The 19,166-nt window shown below is 75.8% G+C and carries 9 protein-coding genes; all 9 read right to left on the reverse strand.

The features are described from left to right. Position 1 precedes the first annotated feature (1 nt). The 9 genes from V6V16_RS10240 to V6V16_RS10280 all read right to left on the reverse strand — a co-directional run bounded on the left by V6V16_RS10240 (position 2) and on the right by V6V16_RS10280 (position 18,991). The gene (locus V6V16_RS10240) at positions 2 to 538 is read right to left on the reverse strand and encodes a hypothetical protein (RefSeq protein WP_334561646.1); all 537 of its coding nucleotides are present in this window, start codon (positions 536 to 538) and stop codon (positions 2 to 4) included. A 165-nt stretch (positions 539 to 703) separates the two neighbouring features. Then, positions 704 to 3,658, reverse strand: coding sequence for a hypothetical protein (locus tag V6V16_RS10245; protein WP_334561647.1), 2,955 nt, complete (start codon positions 3,656 to 3,658; stop codon positions 704 to 706). Then, positions 3,648 to 4,682 carry a hypothetical protein gene (locus V6V16_RS10250; protein WP_334561648.1) on the reverse strand — a complete coding sequence of 345 codons (1,035 nt, stop codon included), beginning with the start codon at positions 4,680 to 4,682 and terminating at the stop codon, positions 3,648 to 3,650. The genes V6V16_RS10245 and V6V16_RS10250 overlap by 11 nt, the downstream gene beginning before the upstream one ends. After that, complete coding sequence (locus V6V16_RS10255; RefSeq protein WP_334561649.1) at positions 4,679 to 5,944, reverse strand: KAP family P-loop NTPase fold protein; 1,266 nt, start codon at positions 5,942 to 5,944, stop codon at positions 4,679 to 4,681. Before V6V16_RS10255 ends, V6V16_RS10250 begins: the two co-directional genes overlap by 4 nt. A 206-nt stretch (positions 5,945 to 6,150) precedes the next feature. Next, positions 6,151 to 8,079, reverse strand: coding sequence for a hypothetical protein (locus tag V6V16_RS10260; protein WP_334561650.1), 1,929 nt, complete (start codon positions 8,077 to 8,079; stop codon positions 6,151 to 6,153). After that, positions 8,076 to 11,816, reverse strand: a complete 3,741-nt coding sequence (locus V6V16_RS10265; protein ID WP_334561651.1) for a DUF5682 family protein — start codon at positions 11,814 to 11,816, stop codon at positions 8,076 to 8,078. Before V6V16_RS10265 ends, V6V16_RS10260 begins: the two co-directional genes overlap by 4 nt. Next, positions 11,813 to 13,003 carry an ATP-binding protein gene (locus tag V6V16_RS10270; RefSeq protein WP_334561652.1) on the reverse strand — a complete coding sequence of 397 codons (1,191 nt, stop codon included), beginning with the start codon at positions 13,001 to 13,003 and terminating at the stop codon, positions 11,813 to 11,815. The genes V6V16_RS10265 and V6V16_RS10270 overlap by 4 nt, the downstream gene beginning before the upstream one ends. An 82-nt stretch (positions 13,004 to 13,085) precedes the next feature. After that, complete coding sequence (locus tag V6V16_RS10275) at positions 13,086 to 18,137, reverse strand: hypothetical protein (RefSeq protein WP_334561653.1); 5,052 nt, start codon at positions 18,135 to 18,137, stop codon at positions 13,086 to 13,088. Further along, positions 18,134 to 18,991, reverse strand: coding sequence for a DUF4132 domain-containing protein (locus tag V6V16_RS10280; RefSeq protein WP_334561654.1), 858 nt, complete (start codon positions 18,989 to 18,991; stop codon positions 18,134 to 18,136). The genes V6V16_RS10275 and V6V16_RS10280 overlap by 4 nt, the downstream gene beginning before the upstream one ends. Positions 18,992 to 19,166: the final 175 nt, after the last annotated feature.

Consider the following 19,166-nt stretch of genomic DNA (forward strand, 5'->3'; position numbering starts at 1 on the left):
GTCAGCCGGGCGGGGGCAGCGGCAGCTCGACGGCGGCGACCGGGTCGACGCGCACACCGGAGTGCGCGGGCGGCAGCCTGTCGGCTCGCGGCGAGCGGCTGTGCAGTGGGCCCCGGCCGGTCGGGTCCGTACGCCTGCCGACCTCGAAGGGCACCATCCGGATCGGCGCCGGCGGCGCGGCGAACCGGCCGACGCCCCAGCGCACCCAGAGCGGAATCCGCCCCGCCTCGGCCTCGGCGAGCAGCTTCTCCCAGGTGCGGCGGCGCGTGCCGTGGTCGACCTCGACGACGACGGGCGGCCCGTCCGGGCGGGCGCAGGCCACGTCGAGTACCGACTGCTGCGCGGACATCGGGGGCGGCAGCGGCAGCACACTCGACGCCCGCCGGTAGACCCGCCAGCCCCGCTCGCCGGCCCAGTCGGCCACCGCGTCGACCAGCCGGGCGGTGACCTGGTCCGCGGTCAGGTCGGTGAAGGTGACCTCGTCCAGCCGCTCGGCCAGCGACGCCGCCAACCGCTCCCCCTCCGCGCCGTCCGCCACCGCCGCAGGGTAACCACGCGCGCGGCCGTCCTCCCCGGCGGGGCGGCGGCCGACCGGCCGACGGTCCGGACGGCCACCGTGCGGCATGCCGGCCCTGCCGAGGTGGCGGTCGCGGCCGACGGACGCGACGCGGGTGGGTCCGGACCGTTTGGGCGGCCACGGCTGTCAGGCGGCGCCCCGGTCGACTCCCCCGTCGCGGAAGAAGAGCAGCTGCTCGACGAAGAGGTACAGCCGCTCGATCTCCGTGGCGAGACGCAGCTGGTCGTGCCAGCCCAGGCCCTGCGTCGTGAAGGGGGACAACAGGTGCGCCGCCCGCCGGATGCTGCCCTCGGACACCTCCGCCAGCGCGTCCAGCAGCAGGTCCGGGTGTCGGGTCAGCCCGGTGTCGTACAGGTCGCCGGCCGCGCCCCGGCCCCTCACCACATCCAGCACGAAGAGGATCGCCGGGTCGGTCTCGCCCCGCACGCGCCGGTTGACCTGGCCCACCACGCCCGGGTGTGCGGGCCGCCCCGGGCCGCCGACCGGGGACGCCGTCGCGTCGTCGTCCGTCCTGGCCTCCGGCCGTCCCACCCACGGTCGGTCGAGATTCGCCAGGGCGATGAGCAGCCGCTCGGCCGGTGCTCGCCGGGCGATCTTCGCCCAGGCATCGACGCGCTCATGCTGGATCCGGTATGGAAGCTCGACGTCGACCGGGTCGGCCGCGGCGGAGGCGGGAGGAACGACCGATCGGGACGCCGGCTCCACCTCGACGAGGTCCGGCTCCCGACTCTGTGCGGTCAGCTGGCCGAGAGCGTTCATCGCGGCGCGGCGGACCACCGCCACCCGTTCGACCGCGACCGCGGACCTCAGCGACTGACGATGGTCCGCGCGGATCCTCGTCAGTACGAAGCCGTACCGCCGGTAGGGATCACCGGAGTCGAGATCGTTCCACGCCGGCTGTTGCGCCAGCGCCCAGAAAGGTCGCAGCGGCGCCCGCCACAGCGCCGGTCCCCGGTGCCGGACCCGGTCCACCGCGATGCGGTCGAGTTCCGCCCTCGACGCCGGCTCACCGGCCCGCGCCGCCCTGGTCCGGCTGCCGTGGGCCAGCACGAGGAAGGCGAGGGCGAGGGCGAACATCGCCACCAGGTAGAGCAGGTTGGTCGGCAGGGTACCGCTGAGGGCCAACGCGACGATCGCCGCGCCCGTCGTGAGAAGCAGCGCCAGCGAACCGCCGAACCAGAGGCGTTGCCGGTACGTCAGGTAGACCTCGTGGATCTCCGCGAGCTCCTCCCGCTCCCGCCGGGCCCGGGCCGCCGCGATCTTCTCCACCAACCGCCGCCGCTCGTCCGGCCAGCGCAGGGCCAGCTCGTCGAAGCGCCGCTCGATCTGGGTGTCGACCTGTCGCCGGTTCACCCCGAGCAGGGCCCGCCGCAGCTCGCCGGCGTCACGGGACCGGTCCAGCCCCAGGTCGGCGAGCTCACCGTAGAGCCTCGGGAAGTCGACCTGCTCGTACCGCCCCGTGCCGTGCCGCTCGCCGCCCTCGATGAGGGCCGCCAGGGCCTCGGCGATGGATTCCCCGTCCCGGTAGACGAGCACCTCGTCGTAGACGTCGCGCAGAAGGTGCAGCACCTCGGTGCTGGCATAGCCGATCACGATCAGGACGTGCCTCGGCGGGATGCCGACCGGGGTGGCGGGACCCCCCGTACGCCCGGCCTCGCTGCGGGGCATGGTCAGCCGGACCGCGACGTCCTCCTCGGCGCGCTCGGTCTCGTCGGTGTAGAACATGGCCTCGCTCAGCCGGATCAACAGGCGGCCGTCGTGCGGGGTGTCCACGGCGTAGTGGAAGCCCAGCTCCGGCTCGCGGGTGATCGGCCCGAGCCGCCGCAGGACCCGGCGGATAGCCCGGTCCACGGCCTCCCGGTCGAGGACCGCGAGATCGTCCGGCACGTCGCTCTCGTCGATCTCCTTCACGTCCGTGTCGAGGCCGTCGAAGGACTGGAATCCCAGTTGCAGGAGGGCGCGCGGGTTGCCGCCGCTGTTGCGCAGGAGCTTGCGCATGGCGGCGTCCGTGAACGGCCAGGGGGCCCGGTAGCCCGGCGGCGCCTGCGTCCCGAACGACGCGACGACGTACCGGCCGATGAGGTCCTGCGCCTCGTCGGGCTGCAGCGTCGAGCAGACGATGTCGTTCGCGCCGAAGCGCTGTCGCAGGTCCTGCGGGAGCGCGTCCCAGGCGCGGTCGTTGCTGGCGACGACGAGCATGCCCTTGAGGTCGGGAACCGCCTCGACCAGGGAGTGCAGCAGCCCGGCACCCTCCGGAGCCACCCGCTCCTGCGCATCGAGGAGCAGCTTCTCGGCCTGGTCGAGAATGAGCACGAGCGGCCGGCCGGCGCGCTCGCAGACCAGCGTCAGCAGCTGGAGGCCGTACCGGCACTGGTCCGGCGTGTCGAGTTGCCGTGATATGCCGACGCGCCGCAGCTCGGGCTCGCTGACCTGACGGCCCAGCAGCCAGTCGTACGCGGACTCCTTGAGGACCGGATCGAGCAGATAGGTCAGCGCCCGCTGGAAGTTCTTCTCGTCGCGCACGGCGTCGCGCATCCGGTCCGCCTGCGCCTCCAACAGCAGGCCGCGCTCCAGCAGGTGGTCGTCGAACATCTGCAGCAGCGCGGCGGGATCGCGGCGGAGGTCGTCCTGGATGTCGGCGGTGGCGGGCGACGGATCGGCCACGGCCGACAGGGAACCAAGGAACCGCAGGACCAGCTCCGTGAACTCGGAGAGCGAGAGCTGCGCCGTCAGCCGGCGGTACGCCTGCACGAAATCCGGCCCGTCGAGCTTGACGTACAGCGGCAGCACCTGGGCGTTGCCGGAATGGGTGGCGACCTGACCGACGGCGGCCCGGATGGCGTGGGTCTTGCCGGCGCCGTGGGCACCGTAGACGTACGCCACCTGCCCGCTGGAGACGCCGCCCAGCTCGTGCGACCGGCGGAACCTGCTGACCAGCAGGCTCAGCCGACGGACCTGTTGCAGGGCCACCGTGGGCGTGGTGCCGGCCCACCTCTGGTACGACTCGGCGAAGGGTCCCTCCTCGATGGCGGTGGTGGCCTGCGCGGGGAAGGGGTTCAGCCGGGGCAGCTCAGCGGGCACGACGGAAGCCCCTCTCCGCATGGGTCGGGGCGCTCTCGGCCTGCCGCACCCTCTTCTCGATCCACTGTGCGGGGATGCGCAGCTCCCGCGCGGCCGGCCAGCAGTCGTCCCCCTCGTGCTCGTCCAGCCGGCACCGCAGCAACCAGCCGAGCCAGTGCAGCGCGCGCCCGACGGGGGGACGCCGCGCGCCGAAGGTGTCGCGGACGCCGCTCAGCTCGAAGGGACACTCCAGGTCGGGTGCCTCGTGCTGCCACCGGTTGCGGGCCAGCAGGTCGACGTCGTCGCCGCTGAGCAGTGGCACCTGCACCGGCAGGGCCCAGCGTCGCCAGCGGTCGCGCTCGTTCATCCGGTCCGGGTCGGCGGTGTCGGCCGTGCGGTAGTCGTCGCGGGTCACGATGACGAGGAGATCGACCCGCGCGAACACGACGGCCAACGTGTCGAGGAAGTCGTCGTTCTGCATGCCCTCGATCAGCAGGCCGAGCGCGCGGGGCGGCTTCATCCTCTTGCGCATGTAGTTCGTCAGGAACCCGGCCTGGGCCTGCAGGTCGAGGATCTCCGGCCGGGTCGGCCCGACTCCGTTGGGGACCACCTCGAGCAGCCGGTCCCGGTGCTCGCCCCAGCCTCCCAGCTCCATCAGCTCGTTCCGGATCGCCTTCAGCACCTCCTGCGCACGCCGGAGGCTGTCGTGGTCGATCTCCTCGTACACGACCAACCTGAAGTCGTCGCCCAGTTCGTGCAGCTCCCGGTACTGGTGCGCGATGAGCCGGGCCAGCGAGGTCCGACCGGTCGCCTCGCGGCCGGACAGCAGGAAGGCGGCGGCCCCACCCGCCGCCCTGGCCCGGACGAGCTGCTCCTCGATCTCGTCGAACGGCACCCCGGCGAAGTCGACCAGCAGGGCACGGTCCCGCTCCTGCCGTGGGTCGAGGTCACGGTGCCGGTACGGATCGCCCCGGGTCAGGCCGTACCGCTTGTAGTCCGCCCGGCCCCTGGCCTCCCGGGCCCGGGGGTCGACGCCGCCGCTCATGCCGCCCGCCCGCCGAACAGGGTGAGGTAGTCGTGGATCCGGTCCTGCTCCTCCTCGAACGTGGACCCGGCGAAAAGGTGCTCCAGCTCGGGCTGTCGCCGGTAGTGCGGTGCGACGGCACGGTACAGCAGCGTGCCCGAGTCGTCCCCGTACCGGCCGCGGAACCCGTCCTCGGTGAACTCCAGGCGGTCCCGGTAGAGGCACTCCAGGACCACGAGCACCCGGGGATCGGTCAGCACGGCGGAGAAGAGCCGGGGCACCTGCACCCGCAGTACGGCCAGCCGGACCACCAGGTCGCCGCGCAACTCGTCGAGGCCGGGAGTCCCCGCGACGATCGCGGTCGTGACGGTGAGGAAGTTCAGCACCCGCTTGATCTTGCGCGGGTTCGGCCTCAGCACCGCCTGCAACAGGTCGCCGTGCCGATCCAGCAGATCCGGATGGGCGTACGCCTCGATCAGGCGCCGGACGCTCCGGCCGTCCAGCGGCAGCAGGTACAACGGCAGTTGGATCATCTTCTCGAGGTACTCGTCCCCGATGTCCATCATGCCGTCCGGATCGAAGCCGAAGCCCTGGTACTTGATGGCCACGCCCCGGTCGACCAGCTCCTTCGAGATCGCCATCAGCACGAACACCCCGGGCACGTCGAGGAAGAGCTTGACCGACTCGAGCAGGTCCACGATCTGGTCGGGCTCGCAGCGGTCGATGTCGTCGATGAAGAAGACGACCTGGGCGCCCTGGCCCCGGATGCCGGCCACCTCGTCCCGGAGCAGGTTGCGCAGGTTGCGCAGTTCGCTCTCGACCTGGCTCCGCTGCGCCACGTACCGCTCCACGGCCTGGTCGTACTTGTCCATGGTGAGGAAGCCCGCGGTGAGGGTGGTCAGGAGCGCGTCCGCGGTGAGGGTGCCCACGACGCTGGCGATCCGGGTCACGGTGTGGGCGAAGCGCTTCTTCCGGTCCGTCAGCAGCGTCTCCTGGAACGCGTGCAACAGCGGCACGAGCATGCTCGGTTCGTTGCGGTGCACCCAGGGATTGAAGTGCACCCGGACGAAGGCGTCCGGGTGCTCGGCCCCCAACCGCTCGTCCACCATGGCGAGGACACTCGACTTCCCGCTGCCCCACTCGCCGAGCACGCCGATGGTGAAGGGGGTCGTGCTCGTGGGGCTGGTCAGCAACGACAGGATCGGGTCGACGTAACGGTCGAACCGCAGCTGGTCCTCGTCACGGCGGACGGGTGCGTCGGACAGGACGGCGAGGCCGGTCATCGCTATTCCGATCGTCGGGGGCGCGGTGGAGAAGGAGACACGCGCACGTGAACGGTGTACGTAGCGCGTCAGGACTGTCACCTTAAGACAGACCCGCACCGGGCCGGTTACCGCCGATCGGTCGGGGCGGCTGACCGAGTGTCGTACGCCGTCGGCGTTCGACCCGCCGGCCGCCGCCGAGCTCGTCCGTCCTCCGGTCCGCCAGCTCAGCCGACCGGTGGGGCCGTCCAGGAGTGCCGGATCAGCTCCCGCTCGGTGGCGGCGAGGTGGGCGGTCGCGGCGAGCCAGGCCCAGGCGTACCGGTCCGGGTCGGCATCGGCGAGCCGCCCGAACGCGTCCCGGCCGCGCCGGTCGGACTCGTCGGCGAGCGCGGCGCTCACCGCGGCGGCGGTGGTGAAGCCGGCGCGGAGCAGCGGACCCGCCGACCCGGCGCCCCCGCCGCGGGCCGCCTCGGCGACCGCGCGGCGACCGCCCGAGACCGCCAGCTCCACCAGTCGGCGGACCCGCCACAGCGGGGACTCCGCGACCGCCTCGGCGCCGGCGGCGAGGAGCGGTCCCGTCGTCGCGGCCGGATCGCGCGGCGGCAGGTGACCCCCCTGGATCTCGTCGTAGCCGAGGTCGGCCCTGCCCTGCCACTCCGCCGGCAGCCGGAGCGTCGTGGCCGCGCCGGGCACCGGGCCGACCGCGAGCGGACGCAGCGTGCTGGCCCGGTCCGGGTCCAGCCGGCCGAACACCCGGATCCGCAGGCCCGGCCGGGAGGCGAGCCGCCGCAGATTGGCCACGTGGGCCAGCACCGGATGGGAGTTCACCGGCGCCAGCCGGATCACCGGCCCGTCCGGCACGGGCCCCCGGTCCGGCCCGGCGTCGGTCGCGGGGAGCAGCTCACGGGCCAGCACCTGGTCCCCCGCGGCACCCACCACCACCAGGTCGCCACCGACCGGCGCGGTACCGGCCCGGAGCGGGTCCTCCGGGTCGTCGGCGGCGAGTTGGGCGGTCACCACCTCGGCGAGCGGTCGGGCGAACACCTCCGCCAGCGGTCCGTCGGACCAGCCGGCCCCGGCGAGCGGGGTGGCCCGGACCCCCTTGCCGGCGCCGAGCCGGCCGTCCGGGGAGACCGTGGTGCCGCTGATCCGCAGCCCGCCCCGGGCCAGCACCGCGTGGTTGACCGCGACCGTGCCCATCTCGGTGACCGCCCGCGCGCAGTCCCGCGCCCGGTCGGGGCCGCCCGGTTTCACGTCGGCGAAGGAGAGCCAGCGCCCGTCCGCGGCGACCAGGTGGGTGACCACCCCGGCGTACCCGGTCGCGCTGATCACCGGCTCCCGGCAGACGCCGTACACCTCAAGCGTGCCGTCCGGCCGGTAGTCGCGCCGCAGGGTACCGACCAGCGCCGGGTCGGGATCGCCGGAGGCCAGCCGGCCGGCCACGTACAGCAGCTCGTGCAGCACCTCGACCAGCTCGGCCAGCCGGTGGCCGGCCTGACGTTCCCGGTGCGCGCGCAGGCTGCGCACCGTGCGCAACGCGGCGCTCTCGGCCCGGGGCAGGCCGGCCAGTCGGGCGCCGTGGGCGGCGCGCAGCAGTTCGGCCTGGGGTACCGCGCCGGCGGCCGGCGCGCCGGCCGCGAGCACCGTGGCGGCCGCCCGCCACAGCGCGCCGGCGGCGGTCCGTTGCGCCTTCGTCGGTGCCGTGCCCGGGCCGCCACGACCGGCGGAGGCGGCGGCCGCGGGTCCGGTACGCCCCTTCCCGCCGGGCCGGCCGGCGGCGGTTCCGCCGCGCCGCGAGGTCGAGGCCGGGGCGGTGGTCGACGCCGGATCGGGGTGGCTGGCCGGGTCGGCGACCGGACAGGCGACCAGGACCGCGGTGCGGTGCAGGCAACGGGGCGCCAGCAGGCAGCTGCACCGCGCCTGCTCCGCGTCGGTGACCGCGCCGGTCGGTCCGGGCGTCAGGGTGACCTGGGCCTCCGGGTCGTAGTCGACGGACACGCCGTCGTCGCCCCGGCCGACCGGCATCCCGGCCAGCCGTGCCACGGCGGCGTCGAGCCGCCTGTGCAGCCGGGGCGGCAGGGCCGCCACCGCCGCGGCGGCGACCGTGGGCAGCACCGGCGGCAACCGGTCGGCGACGGGTGTGGGTACGGTCAACGTGATCCTCCGCGGATGCGGTCGCCCACCCAGCGGGCGAGTTCGAGCGGGCTGAGGGCGGCGACCGGCATCCCGGCCGCGACGATCTGCTCGGCGACCGGCACCGAGTAGCAGGGCACTCCCCTGTCGTTCAGCGCGGCGCAGCCGAGCAGGTGCACGCCGGCGCCGGCCAGCGCGCGGACCTCGCCGAGCAGCCCGGCCAGCGGGTAGCCCTCCTCGAAGTCGCTGACCACCGCGACGATGGTGCGACTCGGCACGGTCACCAGCGAGCGGGCGTGGGCCAGCCCGGCGGCGATGTGCGTACCGCCGCCGACGCGCACCTCCAGCAGCAGCGACAGCGGATCGTCGACCCGGTCGGTCAGGTCGACCACCTCGGTGGAGAAGGCGAGGAAGTGGGTGGCGAGGGTGGGCACCCCGGCCAGTACGGCGGCCGTCAGCGCCGACCACACCACCGACGCCTCCATCGAGCCGGAGACGTCGACCACCAGCACCAGCCGCCAGTCGGCCTCCTTGCGGGTGCGGGTGTGGAAGACCGGGCGTTGCGGCACCACCACCGTCCGGCCGTCGTCGAGCCGCCGGGTGTGCGCCAGGTTCGCCCGCAGCGTACGGGCGAGGTTGATCCGGCCGCCGGGACGGCGGGTCGGACGCGGGTTGCTCAGCCCCGTCAGCGCCGGACGCACCTGGGTGGCCAGCTGCCTGGTCAGCTCCTCGACCAGCCGCCGCACCAGTGGCCGCAGCTTGGCCAGCTGCCCCTCGGGCAGGCCGCCGGCCAGCGACAGCACCGAGGTCAGCAGCTCCACCGAGGGGCGCACCGCGGCCGGGTCGAGCTCGGTGAGCACGTCGGTACGGCCGCGTTCGGCGGCCCGGGCGATGACCTCCTCGCGTACGGCGGTGCCGAACAGCGCCTCGAGTTCGTCGGCCCACTCGCGCGCGACCGGGAAGGAGGCCTCCTGCCCACCGCCGGCCGCCTGGCCGAGGTCGGTGGCACCTTCGCCCTGGCCCGCCCCGTACAGCTCGTCGAGGGCGCGGGCGTAGCGGCGCGCGCCGGCCGGCAGGCGCTCGGGTTGGCGGCCGAGCAGCAGCCGCCACCGGTCGGCGGGAGTGAGCCGGGCAGCCGGCGTGTCCCGCCCGGGCGCGGCGCCGGCGGAGCCGGCCGGCACGGGCGCGGAACCGGCCGGCACGGGCGCGGAACCGGCCGGCACGGGCGCGGAACCGGCGGCGCCCGTCGGTGCGGCCGGGATCGGGATGTCGCGGGCGACCAGGGTGGCCCGGCCGGCCGCGTCGGCGGCGGCCCAGCGGGCGAGCAGCTCCGGCGGGGCGGAGAGGGTCAGGTCGAGCCGGTCGCCCAGCCGTTCGGTGACCGCGTGCAGCAGCCGGTCGCGGGCCGCCGGGGTGAGCACGTCGAACCCGCCGCGTAGCGCCGGCAACCGGTCCAGGAAGTCGGCGTCGGCGAGCCGGTCGATCCGCTCCAGCAGCGGGTCCAGCGCGGCCGGGGCGGACTGCAACAGCGGATGCGCCGCGGTGAGCACGCCGGCGAGCAGCCCGGACAGGTACCGCCGGGTGTCCGGGCCCGTCGCCGCGTCGATCCAGCCGGCCACCCGGGTGCCGAGGACGTCCACGCCCGTCAGGTCGAGCAGCACCCGCGCGGCCAGGGCGGCGCCCTGGATCAGCGGCGAACCCGTCCGGGCCAGGTGGCCGAGGGCCTCGTCCAGGCGCAGGCCGATCCGGTCCTCGCCGGCCCGGACCGCGAGGTCGACCAGCGCGGCGGCGTCGGCCGCGGCGTCGCTGCCGGCCAGGCCGGGCAGCCCGCGGACCGCCGCGTCCAGCAGCACGACGGCCAGCTCGGCCGCCCGGGCCCGGCCGTCGGCGGTGGTGCCGGGCAGGTGTTCGCGCCGCAGCGCCTCCAGCAGGTCCAGTGCGGCCAGCAGCTCGGGCAGCGTGCCGGTGCCCGGCAGCACCGCCGCGGCCAGCTCGAGCCGGTCGGCGACCAACTCGGGCAGGTCGCACCGGGCGGCGTCCTGGAGCCCGGTGAGCAGCTGCGCGGCGGTGGGGCCCCCGTCGGCGGCCTCGCGGCGGAAGCGCTCCCGCAGGGTGCCGGCCGCGGCCAGCGCCGCGGTCACCCCGCGTACGCCCACCAGGTCCAGCCGGGCCGCCACGGACGGCGTCCAGGCCAGTTGCCAGCGGGTGGTCAGGGCGGCGCCGTCGCCGGTGCCGGAGACCGCGATCGCCTCGCCGTAGCCGACGCCGCAGACCTGGAGGCGTTGCAGCAGGATCTCCCGCCGACCGTCCAGTTCGGTGCGCAGCGGGTCCAGCCGGACCTCGCGGGACTTCGGGCTGTCCGGGTCGGGCAGCCGCAGCGCGGCGAGTTCCGCCTCGACCGCCGGACCGAGCCCGGATCGCGGCGTGCCGGGGGCGACGCGGCCCCGCTCGGTGCCGACCAGCACGGTCTCCAGCGCCTTCGCGAGCACCCGGCCGCGGCCGAGCAGTTCGCCCTGGCCGAGCACCGTGGTCACCGCCTCCAGCACCTCGCCCCGCCCGGGGGCGGGAAGGTCCCGCAGCCGGGCCAGGTCGTCGGCCAGCCGTACCGTCTCGGCGGCCTCGCCGGTGCCGGCGGTGTGACCGGCCGCGCGGAGTTCCCGGCACAGGTCGGTGACCGCCCGGGCGGCGGCCGCCCGGATCCGCTCCGGGTCACCGGCGGCGGCGAGGACGGACTGCTGCCAGCGCGGGTCGCGGATCCCCGCCGGGTAGCCGGACCGGGAGTCGAGCAGGTCGAAGGCGTACGGCACCAGCGAGGTGACCGCCGTGCCGCCGCCGGCGGTGACGGCCGTACCCGGCGGGGTCGTCGCGGACCGGACCGGATCGGCCGGGGTGGTGCCGGGCCGGGCGGACGCGACGGCGACGCCGGCGCCCGGCGGGTCGGGGAGCAGGGCCGGAGCGTGGAAGGCGCCGACGACGGCGGCGACCCGCCGGCCGTCCGCGCCGGCCTCGGCCAGCACTCGGCGCATGTGCCGCTCGCGGGCCAGGTCCCGGGCCGGCACGCCGTCGCCGGCGGCGCTGTCGGTGCGCATCGCCCAGCCGACGCCGAGGGCGGCCCGGCGGACCGCCTCCGGCGGGCAGCCCGGGGCGCGCACCTCGACCACCCGGTCCCACAGGTCGTCGCCGTCCCGGCCGGTGCCGCTGGCGCTGAGCGCGGCCGCGTAGCCGGACCGGCGCGGGCCGGGCAGCGCCTTACCGGCGTCGGGGGCGGGATCGTCACCGGTGGTCGACGCCGCCTCGGCCGGCGTACCGGGGTCGGCGGCCTGCTCGGCGGTCCAGCCGGGGTCGGTCAGCGGCAGGTCGCAGCAGACCACCTCGACGCCGCGCTGTCGGGCCCAGCGGATCGCGGCGAGCTCCGGGGAGAAGTCGGCGAACGGGTAGAAGCCCATCGGCCCGTCCGCGCCGTGGCCGCCGACCAGGGCCAGCGGGGCCCGGGCGGCCGGGTCGGAGAGGTACGGCAGCCAACGCTGGAAGTCGCCCGGCAGCTCGACGCAGACCACCTCGGCCGCGGCGGCGTCCAGCAGCGCCGGGACCGCCGCCGCCAGGGCCGGGCTGTGGTGCCGCACTCCGATCAGGTACGGCCGGACCGAGCCGGCGAGCGCGTCGAGCACGGCGCGCGGGTCGGCCGTCGTCGGGTCGACGGTCGACCCGCCGGCGACCAGCCCGGCGGTACCGGTCGGGTCGTTGGCGAGACTCGTCACCGCAGGCTCTCCCGCAGGTCCCAGAGCCGGCGCCACATCGCCGAGCCGTCCTCGGCGCGGCGGCGGACCGGGCCGTCCCAGTAGCCGAGCAGCCGGGCGTGGTCGTTCTGGTCGTCCTTGCGGACCACGCCGAGCAGGTGCCCGGGGACCAGGTCGAGCGTGTCCCCGCCGGGCAGGTACGCGGCGGCCAGGGCGAGCGACACCGTCACCTGCACCGCCTCGGCGGTGGACATGACCGTTCCGGGCCGCTCCACGTCCCAGCCCTCGCCCGAACGGCCGGAACGCAGATCGCGGAACACCGTGACCAGGGCGTCCAGCACCGCGTCGTCCACCGCGTACGCGGCGCCGGCGCGCTGGACGGCGGCGGTCGCCTGCCTGCGGATCAGGTCGGTCTCGGTGTCCGCGTCCGAGATCGGGTGGATGGTCTCGAAGTTGAACCGGCGCTTGAGGGCCGAGGACATCTCCGACACGCCCCGGTCCCGCAGGTTGGCCGTGGCGATCACGGTGAAGCCGGGCGCCGCGCGGATCAGGCCGTCCTCGGTGCCGCTCAGCTCCGGCACGTTCATCCGCCGGTCGGAGAGGATGGAGACCAGCGCGTCCTGCACCTCGGGCAGGCAGCGGGTGACCTCCTCGATGCGGGCCACCCGACCGGTACGCATCGCGGTCAGCACCGGCGAGTCGACCAGCGCCTGCGGCGTCGGGCCCTGGGCGAGCAGCAGGGCGTAGTTCCAGCCGTACCGGAAGGCGTCCTCGGTGGTGCCGGCGGTGCCCTGCACGGTCAGCGCGCTGGTGCCGCAGACCGCGGCGGCCAGCAGCTCGGAGAGCATCGACTTGGCGGTGCCGGGCTCGCCGACCAGCAGCAGGCCCCGCTCGCCGGCGAGGGTGACCACGCACCGCTCGACCAGGCTCCGCTCACCGACGAACTTCGGCGGGATGGTCATGGCCGCCGGCAGCTCGGTGCCGGCCGGGCCCGTACGCCGCTCGGCGGGCAGCCGCAACGCCTCGCCCTCGCTGCCCTGGATGAAGGTGACCACGGCGCGCGGGGTCAGCGCCCAGCCCGGCGGCCGGGCCCCGCCGTCGTACGCGGCCAGGAAGGCCAGCTCGTCGGCGTACCGCTGTTCGGCGGAGAGAACCTGGGCGGCGTTCTCCGGCGCCGCGGCAGGGCGGACGTGTTCCGTCACGGTCACTGATCTTCCTCGATCTCTCGGGTTCGGATGGGGTGTTCGGCACGGGGGTCGGCGGCGTCGTCGCGGACACCGCCCTTCGCCGTCAGCGGTGGCCGCCGCGGCCGGGCAGGTCGTCGAGCCGGGGCCCGTCGCCGTCGCGGAGGCGCTGCCAGGCCCGCCGGTAGAGGTCGGCGACCGGTTCCAGGGGCACGGTCACGCCGAGCCCGGCCGTACCGTCGGGCGCGAGGTCGAACAGGACGCTCTTCCAACCCTCGATCGGCGCCGCCGCACCGCCGCGCTCGAGCCACCGGCCGGGCAGGAACAGCGACCGGCCGGCCCGGGACCGGCTGGCCCCGACGACCAGGGCGGTGCCGGCGAGTTCGGCGCGGGCCGCCTTCAGCCGGGCCGGCTTCCAGCCGGTCCACCTCGCCGTGTTGCGGTCGGTCGGGTCCGGCATCGCCAGCAGCATCAGGTACACCGCCGCCGCGTCGGCACCCAGGCCGTGTCCCCCGGCCACCTCGGCGACCAGGTCGGGCACCGAGCGGGTCGGATCCTGCGGCCACCAGGTGCCGTCCGTCGCCCGCGCGCCGTCGCCCGGCTCCCCCGGATCGTCGAGCAGCGCCGCGAACCCTGGGTCGCGGACCAGGCGCAGCGCCACCTCCGTGGCGTACGGCCTGGCCGCGTCCCCCCGCAGCGCCGGCAGGTAAGCATCGGTGCCGTCGGCGTCGAGCAGGTCCGGCCGCAGCGCGGGCGAGGGTTGGCCGTCGTGGGTGGCCAGCACGATGGCGCCGTACCGTTCCCAGCCGGGTCCGGTCTCCGACGGGCTGCCCGCCACCTGCCGGAACGCGGGCAGCGAGACGTACTGTTCGAGGTCGAGCAGCAGGCCGGGGTTGGTCAGTCGGTCCCGGATCGCGGCCAGCGCGGCCGGCAGCGCGGCCCGGCACGGGTCGCCGGCCGGCGTGTGGTGGGCGACCCAGGCCGCGAGGGCGACCGCGGAACGCAGCACCTGAGCGGTGAAGCCCACCGCCCGGCCGTCGACCTGCCGCGCCCGGTCGCCCTTGATCTCGAAGGCCAGGTCGGTGCGCAGCTCGACCGAGCCGGCCGGGTCGAGCAGTGCCGGCAACGCCTTCGCGGGTGCCCAGCCGGTACGGACCGCACGGGTGGCCTCGGCGAGCAGCTGCTCGGGCACCACCACCCGGCGTCCCAGGGCGGCGTTCCAGACCGCCGCGGCGGCGGCCACGTCCGGGCCGTCGGTCCAGAGTCGGGCCGGGTCGTCCGGCAACAACGCCGAGACCACCGCCCGTTGCACCGCTGGCCTGGCCTCGCGCAGCACCCCGAAGGCCAGCTTGACCTCGCCGACCTGTCTGATTCCCAGCGCCTTGCGCAGCTCGACCGGCACGGTGTGCGCGGAGTCGGCGTACGGGAGGCCGGCCAGCAGCAGCTTCGCGGCGGTGGGGGTGACGCCGGTCAGCTCGGCGAACCGCTCGGCCGCCTCCGGCCGCCAGGGCAGCGGCCCGCGCGCGGTCCACTCGGCGAGGAAGCCCGCCAGCCAGCCGGCGGGCCGGTCGTCGCCGACCGGCGCCGAGGAGTGCACCGTGTACGGCTCGGGCACGGCGAACACGCCGGCCGGGTCGTGGTGCAGCGCGTCGAGGAAGTAGCCGGTGGCCGTGCCGCTGTAGCCGAGCACGGCGACGAACGCCCCGTCCGGCGCCGGCAGGATGCCGGGCCGGGGGTACCGGCGCGTGCCGTCGGGGTTCTTCAGGTCGTCGTCCAGCAGGTGCAGCCGGCACCGGCGCCAGCGCGTCGCGTCGGCGGCCGTGCCCAGGTCGAGCCGGTCCAGCTCCGCGAGCAGCGCGCGCAGCGTCTCCCGGTGTTCGGTAGGGGTGACCCCCGCGACGGCCCGGTAGGCGACGGCCGCGACGCCGCCGAGCAGCGACCACCAGTCCAGGGCGGCCGGCAGCGACGGCCCGTCCAGGTGCAGCCGTACGGCGGGTCCGATCCCGCCGGCGGCGGAGCGCCGGGCGGCGAACGCCTGGAACTGGCTGAAGACGTGGGTCGAGTCGCCCGCCCCGTGGGCCGAGCCGCGCAGTCCGTCCAACGCCAGGTTGAGCTGCCTGTCGGTGGGCCCGGCCACGGTCGCCGGCGCCACCGCCTCGGGGGCCGACAGCGACTCGGTGAGCCGCGCGGTCACCGCGTCCAGGTCGGTGCGCACCCGGGCGGCCAGCCGCAGCACCCCGGCCACCCCGGCCAGCACCGCGTCGTGGCTGATCGCCGGCATCGTCGAGCGGACCAGCTCGACCAGCGGGTCCGTACCGCCCTCGGCGGGGGCCGGTCCGGAGCCGGCGGTGCCCGCCGGTGGGCCGACCGTGGACGCCGGCACCGCCGCCGGGAGGCCGGTGACGGCCTGCGTGGCCGCCGTCAGCCGGGATCCGGTCGCCGCCTGGGCCGCGGCCCGCGCGGCCGCCTCGGCGAGGGTGGCGCGGCGTTCGTCGAGGGCGACTTCGAACAGCGCGGCGGCGGTCTCCCGCTCCGTCCGGCGCAGGGCGGTGGATCCGGCCGGGTCCCGGGGCAGCATGTTGCCGATGAACCACTGTGCCGGCGGCGGGACCGCGTCGGGGTTGTAGTCGCGGCTGGACGCGGCCGACACGACCCCGTCCGGGTCCACCAGGACGAAGCCCCTGAGCACGGCTCGCGGCCGGTCGTCGCCGGGCAGCACCAGCGCCGCGACCGGCTCCTGTCCCGCGGCCACCGTGACGGTACGGCCGGCCAGGTCCTCGCCGCGTACCGTGCCGTCCGGCAGCGTGACGACCCGCCAGCCGAGCAGACCGTCCACCGGGACGGCGGCCGGGGTGGCCCGCTCGGAGAGGGCCGGCCGCAGCCAGCTGGCCGACTCGTGGAGGCGGCTGCCGTGCCCGGGAAGATCGGCCAGGAAGCGGGGCAGGCCGCGCCGGCCGCGGGTGTCGGCGGTTGGGTCGTACTCGTGCCAGCCGTGGCCGTCGCCCTCCTCGCCCTGCCGGTAGACCCAGTGGGAGGTGCCGTCGGTGATGACCGGCAGCTCGGCCGGGACGACGGTGTCGCCGGCGTGCAGCACGCCGCCGCCGGTGGTCCGTCCGCCGCCCGGCAGCGGCAGGGTGAGCCCCTTCCCGCGTGGCTTGCTGCCGTGGTGCTCGCCCTGGATGGGCTGCGGTTCCCCGGGCGACGAGTGCCAGTAGCCGCGCAGGTCGTAGTCGAGCGCCTTGGAGCGCCAGTAGACCAGCAGCTGGCCGTCGACGTAGTGGTAGCCGGGCTGGCCCCACATGTCGCCGGCCGGGATGCGCAGGTCGTGGCGGAGCACGATGCCCTCGGCGCCGAGCACGCGCACCGTGGTCGCTCCGCCCAGGATCACGTACGGCCAGGCCTCCTGCCAGGTCACCTCGACCCGCCGGTCGCCGCCGGTCACCTCCTGCCAGGCCGCCTCCCAGGCCGGCCAGCCCAACTCGTCGATCAGCCCGCCGCGCAGGCTGCGGGCGACGCGCTCGACCACGTCGACGTCGAGGGCCCGGCCGAGTCCCACGCCCGGACCGGGGCCGTCGGGTCCGTCGAGGTCGTCGGCCACCAGGCGCAGCGCCTCGACCGGGAGCCTGCCCAGCCAGTCCACCGACGCCGGCAGGTACGGCAGCCCGGCGGCGAGCCGGTCGCGGACCAGGGCCCGCAGCCAGTCGGTCAGCAACGGCCGGACGCCCGGCGTCCCGACCAGCCGGCGCAGGGCCTGTGGCTGGCCGCCGAGCTGGTCGAGGCCCCGACGCAGGGCGTCGGTGAAGCGGCCGTCGCCGGCCAGGGCGAGCAGATCCCGCTCTCCCTCGACCCTGACCCAGCTCCCCAGGTCCAGTACGGCGCGCTCCTTCGGCGCGGCCACCGGGACGTCCAGGGCGAGCAGCAGGTCGAGCAGGTCCAGGTCGCCGTCGGCGGCGAGGGTCTCGCCGCTGCCGGCCAGTTCCGCGCGCAGCCGACCGGCCATCCGCTCGACGAGCGGGTACAGCTGCGGCAGCCGACGGCGGTGGCCGCCGGAGTCGGCCCGCTCCACGAATCGGCGCAGCCAGCCGGCGGAGCCGTCGCGGGGGCGGGCCGGGTCCGGCGCGTCCGGGTCGTACAGTCCGCCGAGCGCACCGGTCTCGGTCAGCAGGGCCAGCCAGGCGCCCAGGTCGCCATCGTCGGCCGGCAGGAGGTCGAGCAGACTGCCGCGGATCGCCGGGTCCCGGCCCGCGAGCGCCGTCACCGCCGGCAGGTGCGCCCTCCACCAGCCGACCGGCGCCTCGGCGGCCACCGGCAGCCGGAGCAGCTCGCTCAGGTAGGCCGCCTCGCGCTCGGCGACGGCGGCGGAGCCGGCCCCGCCGGCGGCCTTGGTGGCGGTGCGGACCAGCCGGTTCACCGCGGTGGCCGACTGCGTGGACGGCACCACGCCCGCCGCCGCGGCCCGCAGCGCCAGCCGGCAGAACCGGTCCAGCGCCTCGTCGGCCGGCAACTGGGCGGCCAGCTCCTTCGCGTAGCCCGCCAGCGCGGTCGCGGAGACCACCTTGACCGACGCGAACTCCAGGTAGACCTCGTCCAACCGGTCCAGGTCGACCGGCAGGCCGTGCTGCGCCTCCGCCTTGCGCGCCTTGTTGAACAACTGCGTCGCGTAGGTGTCCTGCCCGGCGGCCAGGAACACCCGCGCCGCCTGCTCGAAGAACGTCGGCAGGAAGTGCGGCAGCGTACGGGCGAACCGGTCGGCGACGCCCAGGTGCCCGTCCAGGGCGGCCTTCGGCCGCGACCGCACCTGCTTGGCCAGCTTCTGCAGCTCCGGTACCACCGCCAGCGCGTGCCGGCCGTGCGCCGGGTGGTGCACCAGCACCCACTCCGGGAAGGCCAACGGGCGGCGCGGGCCCAGCCCGACGACGGCCGGCTCGGCGCCCGGTGTCAGGCCGAGGAACCCGACTGCGATGTCCTCACCCTCGCCCAGGGCGGCGTCGACCAGGCGGACCACCACCCGGTCGTCGAGGGCCGGATGCCGGTACGTGCGGGCGGTGAGGGGCACCGCCCGGCCCTCTGCCCCGACGGTGTCGGGCGGCAGCACCGCGCCCGCGGCCAGCAGGCTCTCGGCCGAGTCCTCGGCCGACGTGGTCGTCATCCCGGTCACGCCCGCTTCCCCGTTCCGGTCATGGCGCCCGAGAGCGCCGTCGCCATCCGCATTCCTTCCGACCAGGCCACCGGCCCGACCTCGGCCAACCGCAGCGTCGGTCCGTCCACCACCGACCAGGAGAGGGTGCCCAGGGTGGCCTCGGAGTCCCAGTAGTCCTCGTCGAACCAGAGGGTGGCCTCGACGGCGCGACCGGCCTCCCAGACCCGGCACCTCACCTGGGAGCCGGAGGCCCGGAATCCCAGCGTGGCGGCCCGGGCGGCCAGCCGGTTGGGCACCGCGGTGCCCCGGAAGTCGGCCAGCACGGTGTCGTGCTCCCGCAGCGTCGCGGGCTTGCCCCAGGTGCCCCGGTGCAGCTGCTCGACCCGCTGGGTGACGTCCAGCTCGTCGGCGAACTCCCGCAGATCGGCCAGGTCGGGCAGGCGCACCGGGTGGGGCAGCGTGGCGCTGGCCGGCGAGAGCCGGACGGTGTCCCCGTCGAGGTTGACCACGCGCAGGTCACCGGTGTCGGTGACGTCGCGCAGGAAGCCCGGCGCGGCCGGGTCGTCCCCGAGCACCACGAGGTCGCGCAGCGCGTCCTGCCACGTCGGATCCGGCCAGACCCGGGCCAGCAGCCCGGTCGGCACCGGCAGCGAGGAGACCACCCACGCGTCCACCCGGGCCAGGCACTGCGCGGCGTGCCGATCCAGCCACTGGGCGAGCTGGCGCAGCCGCTCCACCTCGGGGTCGTCGCGCAGCGCCTTCGGCAGGGTCTTCAGGGGCCGGCCGGTGGCGCGCGGGCCGGCGGAGCGAGCCGCCACCTTGCCGTCCACAAGGGAGATCTCGTACGAGTCCCCCACTGTCAGCCAGCCCATCAGGAACACCCTCCGCAACGGCAATCAGCCAGATTTCGTCATGAATCGACCGCGGTTCATGACGCAGGGCACGCTAACAGTAGTGACCGACACGGCATCGACCCGTCGACGGGGGCGGCGGGCGGGAGGCGGCCGGGCGGGCGGGGCGAAACCCGCCGGAGCCGCAGGTCGCGGC

The sequence above is a fragment of the Micromonospora sp. CPCC 205561 genome (genome assembly GCF_036906775.1).
Lineage (GTDB): Bacteria > Actinomycetota > Actinomycetes > Mycobacteriales > Micromonosporaceae > Micromonospora.

Bases quoted from the DNA above. Each gene is read 5' to 3' on its own strand.
- V6V16_RS10255 (WP_334561649.1), bottom strand. From the start codon at position 5,944: ATGACCGGCCTCGCCGTCCTGTCCGACGCACCCGTCCGCCGTGACGAG.
- V6V16_RS10280 (WP_334561654.1), bottom strand. From the start codon at position 18,991: ATGGGCTGGCTGACAGTGGGGGACTCGTACGAGATCTCCCTTGTGGAC.
- V6V16_RS10250 (WP_334561648.1), bottom strand. From the start codon at position 4,682: ATGAGCGGCGGCGTCGACCCCCGGGCCCGGGAGGCCAGGGGCCGGGCG.